The sequence below is a fragment of the Polaribacter sp. IC073 genome (genome assembly GCF_007997075.1).
Classification (GTDB): Bacteria; Bacteroidota; Bacteroidia; order Flavobacteriales; family Flavobacteriaceae; genus Polaribacter.
This window is the reverse complement of the sequence record NZ_VORS01000003.1, coordinates 134,353-147,596: the sequence shown is the minus strand read 5'-3', so window position 1 is coordinate 147,596 and position 13,244 is coordinate 134,353. Positions and strand designations below refer to the sequence as shown.

Sequence of the window (13,244 nt, the reverse complement as noted above, 5' to 3'; positions counted from 1 at the left end):
TTAAATAGATAACTTGTCTCTAAAGTTCGTTGCTGAGTTGTTGCTTTTTTAGGCTGAACTGTTTAAATTGTTTTTTCGTCTACATCTTCAACTTCAATTGCTTCAATACAATCGGTACATTTTAAAGTTTTTTCTGTCATTATAAAATGCTGATTCGCCATATCTGTATCAAAAATTTTCGCTTCATTTTTAATATCATCTAAAAAGTGTTTTACAGAAGTATCAAAATAAACAGTAGTAAATTCTGGAATAAAAATAGTGATACTGATATCTTCATCTTTAAAAATGTTCTTTAATTCTGATAAAAAGAAAGCACCTAAAATAATTTCATTGTCTTTAATGGTGTATTTATACTGAATTTTCTCTGCGTTTTTACGCGCCTTTACACTGGTTCTTCCATAAGATTCTTTCTGAACCACTATATATGCAGCACCAGTATTGCTCTTTTTTACATCTAAGCCTATATCATTCGTGTAGGCTAAACGTTTATTATTTACTTCTACTTCGTATTTTCTAGAACTTCTTCTTAAGTTATGCTGGTAATAAATGGCATCATCATTTTGCATTTTTAAAACAAGCGTATCATTTTTGGTGATGTTTAATGCGCTTTTTTCAACATATTTACCATAATTTGCATGTGTTGTTCCGAATTCTATTCCGGTAAACACGATGGATAATAAGGCAATAATCCAAATTCCTAATAAGGTTAAAGAGGTTGCTTTACTAAATTGTTTTACGTTGCTAGATAAAATTCTTAGACCTAAAACAAATAATACTAAAAACGGAATTCCTACCAATATAAAAACAGAAAGTGTAAGTAACCATCTCGGTAAAGTTGCATCGTAGAAAAACTGTGGGTAGTTCATAAAATCGCCATCAATATTTAAAAACTCTAAACTTCCAATAGAAAACCCTCCAATAATTAGAGATAAAATAACAGCTGCAGCTACAAATACTAAAATGACTCCTATAAACTTCCCTAATACTTTAAAGAAAACTAAGATAATTTTACCAATTGTATTTAAAAAATCTTGTAAACCGTTATTTTTTTTTGTCTTTGCTGAAAAAGTCCGACTCATTTTTTCTGAAAACTCATTCGCCCCATCTTTAAATTTTTCTGAAGCTTGGTTAGCAGCATTTCTAACATTTTCGGAAACATTGGTAAATTCTTCTCGAATTTTTTTTTCAATATTATCGATGTTCACCGGTTCACCTTCCATCTGTAATTTTTCTGCCGTAGTTTTAGCTTCAGGCAATAAAATCCAAAGAATGATGTATAACAGAATTCCGAATCCTGCACCAAAAAACAAGGCCAATAAACCAAGACGAATCCAAATGGTATCAATATTAAAATAATGTGCAATACCAGAAGCAACACCACCTAAAAACTTATCGTCACCGTCTCTAAATAATTTTTTTCCTGTAGAACTATTTCTTGTGGAAGAATAATTAGCCTCTGAATACGCTTCTTCTGCATCTGTATAATCTTCTGGTTGGCCCATGATTACAATAATATCTTCTATGTCGTTTTCATTTACAACTTGTCTAGCGTCGGTGATTTTTTCTGATAAAAGCTCGCTAATACGTGCTTCTATATCTGCTATAATTTCGTTTTTTCCCTGCGGATCTTCACTTAAAGATCTAGATATAGATTCTAGGTAGCGTCTTAATTTTTGATACGCAATTTCATCTATGTGGAAGAAAAATCCGCCTAAATTAATATTTATTGTCTTATTCATTTGAAGTTGGTTTTGTGCTAATTACTTGGTTAACTGCGTTTACTAAATTACTCCAGGTTTTGTCTAATTCTTTTATAAACATGCCTCCGTTCTCTGTTAAAACGTAGTATTTTCTAGGGGGGCCTGAGGTTGATTCTTCCCATCTATAGGATAATAATCCGGCGTTTTTTAAACGCGTTAATAACGGATAAATGGTTCCTTCAACCACAATCATTTCTGCACTTTTTAGTGTCGAAAGAATTTCAGAAGTATATGCATCACCATTTTTTAAGATGGATAAGATACAGTACTCTAAAACACCTTTTCTCATTTGTGCTTTTGTGTTTTCTATCTTCATGTATTGTGATTTATTTTATAAATTTTATGGTAAAAGGATATTTATAATTTTCTCCTTCTTTTGCTTTTAAGGAAGCAATTATTACCAAAGCAATTCCTACTAAATAGATAATTCCTGTGGCAGTTCCAAAACCAATAAAACCTAAAATATTATAGTTATCGAAATTAAAATTAAAATTATCGAAATTATTAAAGTTTCTAAAAAAGGTGCCGAGTGCAAACGGAATAAAAGTAAGCGTTAGAATAAAAGAGTACAAGGTGTAACTTAAATTAAAATTTACGGCTTCTTTGCCTTGTTCATCTAAAAACGGACTTCTATCTTTTAAAGTTTGCCACGCTATAAGTGGTGTGATGATATGACCAAAAGGAAATATAAAACCTGCAAAGGCAGAAATATGTAGTAGAAAAGCATTCGTGTTTTGGCTATTTTGTTTCATAATTTTTAAAGTGTATAATACTTGCTTATGCAAATATATATCTTATAAAAGGTATTATGCAATACATAGTACTATAATTAACATTTTTTTAACATTTTAAAATGATCGTTTTGTAGCTAAAAAAGTGGTAATTTGTGAGGAAATACAAGGCATATGAAGATTACACCAAGAAGAATTACGCTGTACATGTTATTTAAGTTGCCGCTAGGTTATTTAAGTGGAGTGAGAGTAACATCGATATCAGAAACGGCTGCAGAGGTTAAAATTAAGCACAAATGGATGAATCAGAATCCGTTTAAAAGTATGTTTTGGGCGGCTCAAGGAATGGCAGCAGAAATGGCTACGGCAGTTTTGGTAATGAAAGCAATTGCGGTCTCTAAAGAGAACGTATCTATGCTGGTAACGCATCAAGAAGCCACTTTTTTTAAGAAAGCTACAGGTACTATTGTATTCTCATGTGCAGGTGGAAAAGAAATTAGTGAAGCACTAAAAAAATCAAGGGAAACCAAAGAAGGGCAAGTTGTGGTTTTAAGTTCCGAAGGAAAAAATGAAGATGGAGTAGTGGTTTCTAAATTTATTTTTGAATGGAGTTTAAAAGTGAAGTAAAAAAAAATATCCACTGTTAGAACAATGGATATTTATACGATGCTAAAAAAGTATTTAGTTATTTTCTCTAGCCTTAATTTCGCTAATATATTTATCTAATCGTTTACCATAAATAGATTTTTTTACGTCTATAGATAAAGAGTTATTAATCGTGTCTAATAATTTTATGTTTGCATCGTATAATTCTGTTAAAGCAATATAAGGTGCTGCTTCAGAATTAGGGTTGTTCAGTGCGAAATTAGTAGTATATAAATATTTTCTTCGAATCATTCTGTTGAAATCGGTCTTTACTTGCTCAATTAAATCTTCATCTTTAGATTTAACTGCATCAAATTCTTTTTTGATAAACTCTAAACGTTGATTCTTAAATTGGTTATTAATTTTCATGAAATTATTTAAAACCAATTGATTTTCGGATCCTGTAATTTCTGGATTAAAGCCGAAAATATCAATATTATCATTAATAGTAATGGTTCCTTTATTTCCAAAAAATAAGATACTTTTATCAGCTGTATTTCCATTAAAAGTTAAATAATACATTACAGGAGATTCTACATTGTCTGTTAATCTATAATTTCCATCACCAAAAACAGTTACAGAATCTACAGAAACAATTGCAGTATCATTCATTTTTTGAAGGTATAAAGTTCCTTTTTTTAATCCCTTAATGTTTCCTTCAACAATCATATTGCCATCCTTTTTAGAGGAACACGCAATCATTAAAATTGATACTACTAAAACTGCTATAATTTTCTTCATTTATTCTAAATTTGGTCTGCAAATATGCTTTATTTTTTTAAACTGTTGATGCTAATTCCATTAAAATTGTACACAAAATTGCTCCAACAGTACCAATTGCGTAGCCAAAAACAGCTAATAAAACACCTGCACTTGCTAAAGAAGGATGAAATGCTTGCGCAACAATTGGTGCAGATGCTGCACCACCAACGTTTGCTTGACTACCAACTGCTAAAAAGAAATAAGGTGCTCTAATAATTTTAGCAACAATAATTAATAAAATGGCGTGTATGGTCATCCAAACAAAGCCAATTGCTATTAAACCTGGGTTTTCAAAAGCCTGATTCAAGTCCATTTTCATACCAATAGTAGCGACTAGAATGTAAATAAAAACACTTCCTAATTTACTAGCGCCTGCACCTTCGTAATTTTTTGCTTTTGTGTACGATAAAATAATTGCTACAATGGTAGAGATACTAATCAACCAGAAAAAGCCAGAACCTAAGAAAGAAAACACATTTCGCCAAGTTTGTGAGTTTATAGCAGCTACAAATTCAGAGAAAAAATCACTTAAATACTTTGCTGCAAAATGCCCAAAACCAACAGTTCCGAAAGCAATGGCAAGCATAATCATGTAATCGGATAGGGTTGGGTTTCTTTTTACTTTTTTAGTAAAAGTAATTACTTTTTCTTTTAACTCTTCAATGGCAGAAGTATCTGCTTTTAACCATTTGTTTATTTTGTCTTTCCTACCAATTCCTATTAATAAAATTGCCATCCAAACATTGGCAACAACAATATCTACAATGACCATTCCGCCATATTTAGCTGGGTTGTATTTGTAGATTTCTAACATGGCAGTTTGGTTTGCACCGCCACCAATCCAACTTCCTGCTAAGGTAGAGAGCCCTCTCCATACTGCATCAAAATCTGCCCCACCAACGGTTTCCGGAGAAAAAATAGAGATCAATAAAATTGCCAAAGGACCTCCAATGATAACTCCCACAGTTCCTGTAAAAAACATAATTAAGGCTTTAGAACCCAAATTAAAAATTGCTTTTAAATCGATGCTTAAGGTCATTAAAACCAAGGATGCTGGTAATAAAAAGCGACTTGCAACATAATACAGTTGAGACGAGTTACTTACCACGTCTCCTGTAGCATTTGTTGTTTTCCATTCTGGTGAAATAATACCAACGGTTGTAAAAATAGCAGGAATAAAATACGCCATAAATAAACCCGGAACTATTTTATAAAACTTAGGCCAGAAACCTGTTTTTAGATTTTCTGTGTAAAAAACGAATCCTAAAGAAATCATTAAAATACCAAAAACAATGGCGTCATTTGTAAATGTTGGTTGCATATTTAAGATGTTTTTTTAGTAAAATCTGTATTAATAATAACGCCTAGTTGAAGTCTTTTTAAAACTTCATTAGGTAATTTAACTTGAAAGTAGCCCATTTTTAGTTTGATATTATTGTTTAATTTGTAAAGAAAACCTGCACCAGTCCAATTTTGTGCAAACCTCTTAGATTGGTTAAGGTGTAAAAATAACTCATTAAATGCATAAATACTCCAGTTATTTGAAAGTGGGTAATTTATATGTAAGTTGTAACGCATCCAATTTACAAACTGATCTGTAGTTGCATTTTTACGAATAAAACGTTGTTCAAATCTAAAACGTTGTTTGAGCGTAAATTTTCTCCAATTCGATTTTAGATTAAAGTCTTCATAAAAACGATGTTCATACAAATCGATAGAAGAAGTGTCATACGCTACATCTGATGTAGCATTACTGAAGCCTAATGTTAGATTTGTTTTTTGGTTGAATTTATAATTAACTCCTAACCTATAAATTTCTTGTTGAAACTCACTAGCCATTTCATAGTATCTAAAATGAGCCATGGTCTTAAGGGCATATTTTTCGGATAATTTATGAGAACCATTATACATGTACCAAGTTCCTAATTGGTTTGCTGCAGTTTTTTGTGCTTCTGTTTTATGAATGATAAAGCTTAGACATCCTAATAGGATTATTTTACGCATATTTAACTTGTAACATACTTTTTTCATTCGAATAGGTTTGTTGATTTTTTTTTAATAATGGCGGACAAGATACAAAATTGAAAACGCTCAATAAAATTGAGCGTTTTTTTAACAGTATTCTATTTTGTCATTGCGAGGTACGAAGCAATCTGCTTATTAATTGAAAGATTGCTTTAGCTATCACCTCGCTAAAGGCTCAAGCCTCGTAAAGATACCTTTATTATTCTTCTTCTTTCTTTTTAGGGGCTCGTTTTGCCTCTTTTAAAGCCTGCATTAACATCCATTCTATTTGTCCGTTTGTAGAACGAAACTCATCTGCAGCCCATTTCTCGATGGCTTTTATCATTTCTTCATTAACTCGCAACGCGAAAGCTTTCTTCTTTGCCATTTTTACTTTTTTACAAATTGAACAATTGTTTCAATTAGTTTTTCTGAAATTGGATATGCCGAAGCATGATAAGATTTTAGATTGTCTTCTTCTTTTATAATGTCTTTTAAAACATGATTCATGTTTTCTATAATAACCAATTTAGAAGTTGGTTTTGCTGTATGCAATGCTTCTGCATCTTCAATATTTACTTGCAAATCTTTATCACCATTCAGAATTAAAACAGGAATGGTTAATTTTTTTATTTCTTCTAATGGATTTAGTTGCATCCAAGAATATAAAAAAGACTGATTTTGTTTCGCAAACACACTCATTAAAAACGGATGTATAACTTTAATTTTTCCTTTCACTCTTAATGTATCAAATTGTTGTTGTGCGGCTTCACCTAAAGTAGGGTTGTTTTTACTAATTTGTTTTACAATTGTTTGATCAATGGTTTCTCCTGCGCCAGCAAGAGAAATGTATTTAGCTACATTTTTTGATGCCAACATGGCAATTAAAGAACCTTGACTGTGTCCAACTAATATGATTTTAGAAAAACGTTTATCCTTCTTAAAATAAGTTATAACTTCTTTAGCGTCAAAAGCAAAATCTCTTAGACGTGTATTTTTTAAAAACTCTTGGTTGTTTTTATTCGCCGTTCTTTTATCATAACTAAAAAAACCAATATTTTCTTTATTTACAGCATCTCTAAATTGTTTAATATAGTTTGCTTTTACGTTTTGTGCTGGCTGATTTCCGTTTCTATCTACAGGGCCAGAACCATGAACCCAGATAATTAAGGGTGTGTTTTCTTTCGAAAAAGTTAAGGTTCCGGGCAGTTCAATTGCTTTGTTGTGTATTGTAATTTCTTCGGATTGCACTTGCGCCATTGCCACTGAAACTCCGAATAAATAAATAACGAAATAGCTTATAATTCTAATCATACTATTTTATTGATTTAAATTTATAAAAGGATACTAATGCTAGGTATATTAAAATAATTCCTATAACTATTGGCATTATCCAATGTAACTCTAATCCTTTTATTTTAGAAGATTTAATTATAGTGTGTATTATTAGTAGACATAATGTGGCCAATAGAAGTGCTGTGAAAATCATTGTTTTTATATTTGATTTTTTTTCTAAAGCATTTAATTTTCGTTTTGGAAAACTAACGACTTTTTGATATTTTGCTCCTAATATAAACCCAGCTGAAAGTATTGTGGAAACAAATGGAGCGAACCAAATATTTTCTTTAGAGTTATACCCATTAGGTTTTCCTAAAATGTCAAAATGAACAGCAATTATAGATGGTAAAGAATTGTAAGAAATAATTATATATACCCAAGAAAAAATTAATAAAACAATAGTTAAAGCTATCAAAATATAATCTAGGTTTGAAAAATGGGTGTTTTTATAAGCAATCATACTATTTTATTTTTATACGTCTTTAAAACATGTGCTGCTTCCTGTTTTTTCTGTGTTCCAATTAATAATTTTTCTCCATTTTTAAGGATTAATTGAATGCCAATATCACCAGAAACATTTACTGCTTTTTCTTTTCCTTTGTTAAAAAAAAAGCCACCTCTTAAACCCCAGCCACCAAACTCGCTAATGGGAAGGTAGGTTCTTACACCTGCTTTCGAAATTTCATTCCAAGAAATGGTTTTTAAGGAAAAATGAAAAGGAAAAAACTGATAGTGAATGCCTTTTTCATCAATTCTAGTGATTAGTTTAAAGGAGAAAACAATAGCAACAGAAACCAAAATCCCTATTAAAGTCAATACAAATTTAGTAGTAGAAAGATTCGAATCTACTTCTAAATACTTTTTAATTACAACAGTAATAGGTACAATGATACTAACCGCCAATATAATTATTAACCAAGTTTGCGTAAAACGTTGTTCTTCTTTAAACACTTTCATTTTTATCTATTTTTATTTCTTTCTAAAATAATAGAATTCCAGCCTTGAGGTATTTCTTTTAAAACCCATCCTTCTCTGGCATGTTGATTCAATACATCTTCAAATTTTTGAATTCTATTTCTAAAACCTAATTTTAGTTCAACTAGTTTATACTCTTTCATTATTTGTTTTTTTAGCTTCTAAATTTAGAAATTTCTACGAACCCCTAATTTAATGACTTAAAGTACCTGCATTTACAACAGGAGAAGCTTCTTTGTCTCCGCATAAAATAACTAGTAAATTACTTACCATTGCAGCTTTGCGCTCGTCGTCTAATTCCACAATTTTTCTTTTATTTAATTCATATAAAGCCATTTCTACCATTTCAACAGCACCTTGTACAATTTTATGTCTTGCTGCAACAATTGCAGTTGCTTGCTGTCTTTTTAACATGGCAGAAGCAATTTCTTGCGCATAGGCTAAATACCCAATTCTTGCCTCTAAAACTTCGATTCCTGCAATAGACAAACGCTCGTCAATTTCTTTTTCTAAAGCTTCAGAAACTTCATTTACACTAGAACGCAATATAATGTCTTCATCAGAACCTTCATCAGCAAAATTATCATAAGGGTACATGCTTGCCAATTTTCTTACCGCAGCATCCGTTTGTACGCGTACAAAGTTCTCATAATTATCTACGTCAAAAGCAGCTTTGTAAGTATCTGTAACACGCCAAACTAAAATAGTAGAAATCATTATTGGGTTTCCTAATTTGTCATTTACTTTTAGGCGTTCGCTATCAAAATTACTGGCTCTTAAAGAAATGGCTTTCTTTCTGAAAAAAGGATTTGCCCAATACAAACCGTTTTCTTTAATGGTTCCTACGTATTTCCCAAATAATAAAACTACTTTAGAAGTGTTGGGGTTTACCAATATGAAACCGAAAAAGCCAATAAAAGCGATCACTGTTGCTAAGATGTAAACAGGGTTTTTTTGCTGAATTGCAATGGCAATACTTCCAAAAAATAAGATAAGAACAATTATTAACATTAAATAACCGTTGGCTGGCTTGATGATTTTTTCTGATTTCATTGTGTTTGTTTAAGTTTGATATTAAAATGATATCACAAATATATCGAATTATTTTATTGGTTTCCAAATAATTTTAAATTATATTTTTTATAACTTCGCAAAAAAAATATATAAAATTCTAAAGATGAAACTTAAATTACTTTTATTGATATCTTTCTTTTTTGTTGCAAAACCAGCTACAGAAGAGATTATTTTTTGGGGACAGAATGGACACAGAGTAACAGGTAAAATTGCCGAAAACCATTTGAAGAAAAAGGCAAAAAGAAAAATAGATAAAATTTTAAATGGGCAAAGTTTAGCATTTGTATCTACTTATGCTGATGAAATAAAATCTGACAAAGCTTTTAGGAAATATTCTTCTTGGCATTATGTAAATATGGATTTGGATGAATCTTATGCAGATACAGCCAAAAACCCAAAGGGAGATATTGTTACCGGAATTAATAAATGTATCGAAGTTTTAAAGGATAAAAATAGTTCTGATGAAGATAAAACGTTTCATTTAAAAATGTTAATTCATTTTGTGGGAGATTTACATCAACCGATGCACATTGGGCAAAGAGAAGATAAAGGTGGGAATACAATACAAGTGCAATGGTTTGGTCAAGGAGCAAATTTACATTCGGTTTGGGATACAAAAATGATTGAGAACTGGAATATGAGTTATTTAGAATTGGCAGATAATGCGAGAGATTTATCTAAAAAACAAATAGCAGCTATTGAAGCAGGAACCTTAGTAGAATGGGTAGATGAAATTCATGAAGTAACAAAAAAAGTATACAATTCTGTGGAAGTTGGAGAGAAGTTAAGCTACAGATATTCGTACGATCATTTTGGTACCGTTAGAGATCAGTTGCAAAGAGGAGGAATTCGTTTGGCAAAAATATTGAATGATATTTTCTGTTAAACCTAGAAATAAATAATGTTTAAAAAGCCTCGTTAATTGTTATTAATGAGGCTTTTTGTTAAGAATCAGTTAATTCTTTACTTCGTTATCAATTAATATGTAATTTTATAGAATGAAATTAAAATCAATTTTTCTGTGCTTTATTTTTTTAGGAATTGTTTCTTGTAAAAAAGAAGTTGCTAAAAAAGAGAAAGAAGCACTAAGCACTTCAGCAATTACTGTTAAAACGTATACATATAAAGAGTTAAAACCTTTGCTAGAAAAAAATGATGGCAAAACGTATGTTGTTAATTTTTGGGCAACTTGGTGTGCGCCTTGTGTTAAAGAACTGCCAGATTTTGAAAAACTGAATAAAGAATATGCTTCTAAAAATGTAGCGGTATTGTTAGTGAGTTTAGATTTTCCGAAACAGATAACGCGTAAGTTAATTCCTTTTTTAGCAAAGAGAAATATACAATCTAAAGTTGTTTTATTAGACGATGTTAATGAAGATATTTGGATCAAAGCAATCGATTCTACTTGGTCTGGAGCAATACCAGCAACCTTAATTTACAATAAAAATAAACGAAAGTTTTATGAGCAATCTTTTACTTTTGAAACGTTAGAATTAGAGTTGCAAGCTTTTTTAGAGTAGTAGATTCTTTGATACAATTAAAGTGAAAATATTCTTAGTTTTAAATAGTTTAAAATTCTACACAAATTTATTTTGCTCAGGGTTTTTATTTTTTATAGCAGTTGCTATGTGTTTACAGTTGTGGTTTAGAAAATAAATCACAGATAAAAGTACGTTAGAAATTTCTTAAGTAAGCAAGGAAAAGTAAATTTTTAATTGGATGATGTGTTTTCTTCTTTTTAACATCCAGGACAACTTATAGCCATGGGTTCAATTATTTTAAGAGATTCAGTTTTTTTTGATTTTTTAGGTAATTTCCATCCATTTTTTTTTAGTCCAATATTTTTTTCTGCGCTCAATATTTTCAATTCTTTTTTTTGCTTGGTGTTTCCATAAGGAATTGGGATAATCTTTTATTAAAAATTCATACTCTGATATAATTTGATTTGGTGAATTTTTTAATTCAGATAAAACTATTTTCTCGTAAACCTTAAAAGGTTTTATAAATTCAGTACAGCGTTTAAACTGTTCACTAATAATTTATTTTGATTTTCAAGACTAGTTATTCGGTTTTCTAACTCCCTCAATTTGTCAGTCTTATTACAAGATGTAATGAGTGAAAAAAACAAGAATAGTATAAGACTACTTTTCATTTTCAGTTCGTTTAAATTGCGCAGATACATAACGTTAATACGAATAGGTTTTATTTTTAATAACTTAATATCAGCACTTAGCGAAGTTATCTTTTTTTTAAGAATAAAATCGAGTCTGAAACTATTTGTTTTTAAAACAAAAAAAACCAAGCTTTCGCTCGGTTTTTCTATACGCTATTTAATGTTTTTTATTTTCTAATAATTGCCCCGCAACCAATTCTTGGTCCTGCTGCGCCAGAAGGTTGAGAACTAAAATCATCTGGACCTTCGTGAATAATTATGGCATGTCCAACAATATTTTTATTCACATCTTTACCACCAACAGCCCATAAATTAGTTTCTCTTTCGATGGTTCCTGTTCCGTCTTTGCCCACCACTAAGTTTCCAATATCACCAACGTGAAAAGGTTCTTGCATCCATTTTCCGTGATTTTTGTCTGTAGGATTCCAATGTCCTCCGGCAGATTTTCCATCAGGTGCAGAACAATCTGCAATTTCGTGAATATGAATGGCGTGGTTTCCTTCAGAAAGACCAGAAAGTTCCGCTTTCATAGTTACAACCCCGTCTTTTTCTATAAAAGTGACAGTTCCAGAAACGTCACTACCACTTCTTGCTTCTATTGTTGCAATTGCTTTCTTTTTATCAGTAGCACAAGAAGCTAATAGTAGTGTTGAGAATAAAAGAATTCCGAATTTTTTTAAGGTTTTCATCATTTAATATTTAAAGTTAATAATTCAAAGGTAAGAACTATAAAATTCCTTCTTTGCTAACTTGTATTTATCTTTTATTATTTTTAAATGTTTTGTTAAACAATAGCTAAAAGTAGCGTTGAAAAAGTTTATTTTTTTTATCTTTAAATATTAATAGAACCGCGTATGAATTTAGAGAAATATAAAGTTTCAACAAGTATTAAATTGAAAAATTTTGATACAAAAGAGGTTTTAGAAGAGGCTAAAAAGAAGCTAAAAAAACTTCGAAAAAAGTTAAGTGAAACGCAAGACACTATGTACGCAGAAGGCAAGTATAGTGTGTTAATTTGCTTGCAAGGAATGGATACTTCTGGGAAAGATAGCTTAATTAGAGAAGTTTTTAAAGATGTAAATGCACGTGGCGTAGAAGTACATAGTTTTAAAGTGCCAACAGAATTAGAGTTGAAGCATGATTTTTTGTGGAGACATTATATTGCATTGCCAGCAAAAGGAAAAATAGGCGTTTTTAACAGAACGCATTATGAAAATGTGTTGGTAACAAGAGTGCATCCTGAATATGTTTTTGGTGAAAACATTCCGAATATTAAAGAAATAGAAGATTTAGACGATGCTTTTTATCATGATCGCATGGAAAGAATAAATGATTTTGAAAGTCATTTAGCAAAAAACGGAACTATTGTGCTAAAATTTTTCTTAAATCTGTCTAAAGACGAACAAAAAAATAGGCTGTTAAGAAGGTTGAACATTCCAGAGAAAAATTGGAAATTTTCTGTAGGCGATTTAAAAGAACGCAAGTTGTGGGACAAGTATCAGTTTTGTTATGAAGATTTATTAAATAGTACTTCAAAAGAAAATGCACCTTGGTTTATAATTCCTGCGGATGATAAAGATTCTGCTAGATATATTTTGGCAGAAATTTTGCAAAAAGAATTAGATAAATACGATTTTAAAGCACCAGAATTACCAGAAAAAGTTGCGGTAAGAATAGATGAGTTTAAAGAACAATTAAACAACGAATAGTTCTTGACTGCGCTCGAACGAACAATTATATGACTACTTTAGCGGAGCATACAAAATGTCTCTTCGAGCGCAA

17 protein-coding genes are annotated in these 13,244 nt (G+C 30.7%); 4 read left to right on the top strand and 13 right to left on the bottom strand.

Annotated elements, in window-relative coordinates:
* Positions 1-62: 62 nt before the first annotated feature.
* From ES045_RS05915 to ES045_RS05905, 3 genes are read right to left on the bottom strand one after another with little or no spacing between them, the layout of a single operon-like run.
* Positions 63-1,739 (bottom strand): PspC domain-containing protein, encoded by a 1,677-nt coding sequence (locus ES045_RS05915; protein WP_147113877.1) that lies wholly within the window; start codon positions 1,737-1,739, stop codon positions 63-65.
* Entirely contained in the window at positions 1,732-2,076 is a 345-nt protein-coding gene (locus tag ES045_RS05910; RefSeq protein ID WP_147113874.1) for a PadR family transcriptional regulator, read from the bottom strand. Before ES045_RS05910 ends, ES045_RS05915 begins: the two co-directional genes overlap by 8 nt.
* A 10-nt stretch (positions 2,077-2,086) precedes the next feature.
* The gene (locus ES045_RS05905) at positions 2,087-2,512 is read right to left on the bottom strand and encodes a DUF4870 domain-containing protein (protein WP_147113871.1); all 426 of its coding nucleotides are present in this window, start codon (positions 2,510-2,512) and stop codon (positions 2,087-2,089) included.
* Positions 2,513-2,665: 153 nt separating this feature from the next.
* Between ES045_RS05905 and ES045_RS05900 the strand changes: the two genes are divergently transcribed.
* Positions 2,666-3,118 (top strand): DUF4442 domain-containing protein, encoded by a 453-nt coding sequence (locus ES045_RS05900; protein ID WP_147113868.1) that lies wholly within the window; start codon positions 2,666-2,668, stop codon positions 3,116-3,118.
* A gap of 54 nt (positions 3,119-3,172) precedes the next feature.
* Here ES045_RS05900 and ES045_RS05895 read toward each other — a convergent pair whose 3' ends face one another.
* The 9 genes from ES045_RS05895 to ES045_RS05855 form a co-directional block, all read right to left on the bottom strand.
* Positions 3,173-3,877, bottom strand: a complete 705-nt coding sequence (locus ES045_RS05895) for a DUF4369 domain-containing protein (protein ID WP_147113865.1) — start codon at positions 3,875-3,877, stop codon at positions 3,173-3,175.
* Between the two features lie 37 nt (positions 3,878-3,914).
* Complete coding sequence (locus ES045_RS05890) at positions 3,915-5,219, bottom strand: DUF819 domain-containing protein (protein WP_147113862.1); 1,305 nt, start codon at positions 5,217-5,219, stop codon at positions 3,915-3,917.
* A gap of 2 nt (positions 5,220-5,221) precedes the next feature.
* Positions 5,222-5,929 carry a DUF2490 domain-containing protein gene (locus tag ES045_RS05885; protein ID WP_223267191.1) on the bottom strand — a complete coding sequence of 236 codons (708 nt, stop codon included), beginning with the start codon at positions 5,927-5,929 and terminating at the stop codon, positions 5,222-5,224.
* 193 nt (positions 5,930-6,122) lie between these two features.
* A complete protein-coding gene (locus ES045_RS05880; RefSeq protein ID WP_147113859.1) occupies positions 6,123-6,290 on the bottom strand; it encodes an Arc family DNA-binding protein in 168 nt (55 codons plus the stop codon).
* Between the two features lie 2 nt (positions 6,291-6,292).
* Entirely contained in the window at positions 6,293-7,216 is a 924-nt protein-coding gene (locus tag ES045_RS05875) for an alpha/beta hydrolase (RefSeq protein WP_147113856.1), read from the bottom strand.
* 1 nt (position 7,217) lies between these two features.
* Complete coding sequence (locus ES045_RS05870) at positions 7,218-7,700, bottom strand: DUF1648 domain-containing protein (RefSeq protein ID WP_147113853.1); 483 nt, start codon at positions 7,698-7,700, stop codon at positions 7,218-7,220.
* The gene (locus ES045_RS16350; RefSeq protein WP_189663039.1) at positions 7,697-8,197 is read right to left on the bottom strand and encodes a hypothetical protein; all 501 of its coding nucleotides are present in this window, start codon (positions 8,195-8,197) and stop codon (positions 7,697-7,699) included. The genes ES045_RS05870 and ES045_RS16350 overlap by 4 nt, the downstream gene beginning before the upstream one ends.
* Positions 8,198-8,199: 2 nt before the next feature.
* Positions 8,200-8,358: a DUF4177 domain-containing protein gene (locus ES045_RS05860; protein ID WP_147113850.1), complete on the bottom strand. Its 159-nt coding sequence runs from the start codon at positions 8,356-8,358 to the stop codon at positions 8,200-8,202.
* 49 nt (positions 8,359-8,407) lie between these two features.
* Positions 8,408-9,268 carry an SPFH domain-containing protein gene (locus ES045_RS05855; RefSeq protein WP_147113847.1) on the bottom strand — a complete coding sequence of 287 codons (861 nt, stop codon included), beginning with the start codon at positions 9,266-9,268 and terminating at the stop codon, positions 8,408-8,410.
* A 124-nt stretch (positions 9,269-9,392) separates the two neighbouring features.
* Here ES045_RS05855 and ES045_RS05850 point away from each other — a divergent pair, with 124 nt between their 5' ends.
* A complete protein-coding gene (locus tag ES045_RS05850) occupies positions 9,393-10,175 on the top strand; it encodes a S1/P1 nuclease (RefSeq protein ID WP_147113844.1) in 783 nt (260 codons plus the stop codon).
* A gap of 112 nt (positions 10,176-10,287) precedes the next feature.
* Positions 10,288-10,809 carry a TlpA disulfide reductase family protein gene (locus tag ES045_RS05845; protein ID WP_147113840.1) on the top strand — a complete coding sequence of 174 codons (522 nt, stop codon included), beginning with the start codon at positions 10,288-10,290 and terminating at the stop codon, positions 10,807-10,809.
* Between the two features lie 820 nt (positions 10,810-11,629).
* Here the strand turns inward: ES045_RS05845 and ES045_RS05840 are convergent.
* Positions 11,630-12,151 carry a superoxide dismutase family protein gene (locus ES045_RS05840; protein ID WP_147113837.1) on the bottom strand — a complete coding sequence of 174 codons (522 nt, stop codon included), beginning with the start codon at positions 12,149-12,151 and terminating at the stop codon, positions 11,630-11,632.
* A gap of 165 nt (positions 12,152-12,316) precedes the next feature.
* On the opposite strand from ES045_RS05840, the gene ES045_RS05835 reads away from it, so the two are divergent.
* Positions 12,317-13,171, top strand: coding sequence for a PPK2 family polyphosphate kinase (locus ES045_RS05835; protein ID WP_147113835.1), 855 nt, complete (start codon positions 12,317-12,319; stop codon positions 13,169-13,171).
* Positions 13,172-13,244 lie beyond the last annotated feature (73 nt).

Coding starts and splice junctions, on each gene's coding strand:
- ES045_RS05915 (WP_147113877.1), bottom strand. CDS start 1,739: ATGAATAAGACAATAAATATTAATTTAGGCGGATTTTTCTTCCACATA.
- ES045_RS05910 (WP_147113874.1), bottom strand. CDS start 2,076: ATGAAGATAGAAAACACAAAAGCACAAATGAGAAAAGGTGTTTTAGAG.
- ES045_RS05905 (WP_147113871.1), bottom strand. CDS start 2,512: ATGAAACAAAATAGCCAAAACACGAATGCTTTTCTACTACATATTTCT.
- ES045_RS05900 (WP_147113868.1), top strand. CDS start 2,666: ATGAAGATTACACCAAGAAGAATTACGCTGTACATGTTATTTAAGTTG.
- ES045_RS05895 (WP_147113865.1), bottom strand. CDS start 3,877: ATGAAGAAAATTATAGCAGTTTTAGTAGTATCAATTTTAATGATTGCG.
- ES045_RS05890 (WP_147113862.1), bottom strand. CDS start 5,219: ATGCAACCAACATTTACAAATGACGCCATTGTTTTTGGTATTTTAATG.
- ES045_RS05885 (WP_223267191.1), bottom strand. CDS start 5,929: ATGAAAAAAGTATGTTACAAGTTAAATATGCGTAAAATAATCCTATTA.
- ES045_RS05880 (WP_147113859.1), bottom strand. CDS start 6,290: ATGGCAAAGAAGAAAGCTTTCGCGTTGCGAGTTAATGAAGAAATGATA.
- ES045_RS05875 (WP_147113856.1), bottom strand. CDS start 7,216: ATGATTAGAATTATAAGCTATTTCGTTATTTATTTATTCGGAGTTTCA.
- ES045_RS05870 (WP_147113853.1), bottom strand. CDS start 7,700: ATGATTGCTTATAAAAACACCCATTTTTCAAACCTAGATTATATTTTG.
- ES045_RS16350 (WP_189663039.1), bottom strand. CDS start 8,197: ATGAAAGTGTTTAAAGAAGAACAACGTTTTACGCAAACTTGGTTAATA.
- ES045_RS05860 (WP_147113850.1), bottom strand. CDS start 8,358: ATGAAAGAGTATAAACTAGTTGAACTAAAATTAGGTTTTAGAAATAGA.
- ES045_RS05855 (WP_147113847.1), bottom strand. CDS start 9,268: ATGAAATCAGAAAAAATCATCAAGCCAGCCAACGGTTATTTAATGTTA.
- ES045_RS05850 (WP_147113844.1), top strand. CDS start 9,393: ATGAAACTTAAATTACTTTTATTGATATCTTTCTTTTTTGTTGCAAAA.
- ES045_RS05845 (WP_147113840.1), top strand. CDS start 10,288: ATGAAATTAAAATCAATTTTTCTGTGCTTTATTTTTTTAGGAATTGTT.
- ES045_RS05840 (WP_147113837.1), bottom strand. CDS start 12,151: ATGAAAACCTTAAAAAAATTCGGAATTCTTTTATTCTCAACACTACTA.
- ES045_RS05835 (WP_147113835.1), top strand. CDS start 12,317: ATGAATTTAGAGAAATATAAAGTTTCAACAAGTATTAAATTGAAAAAT.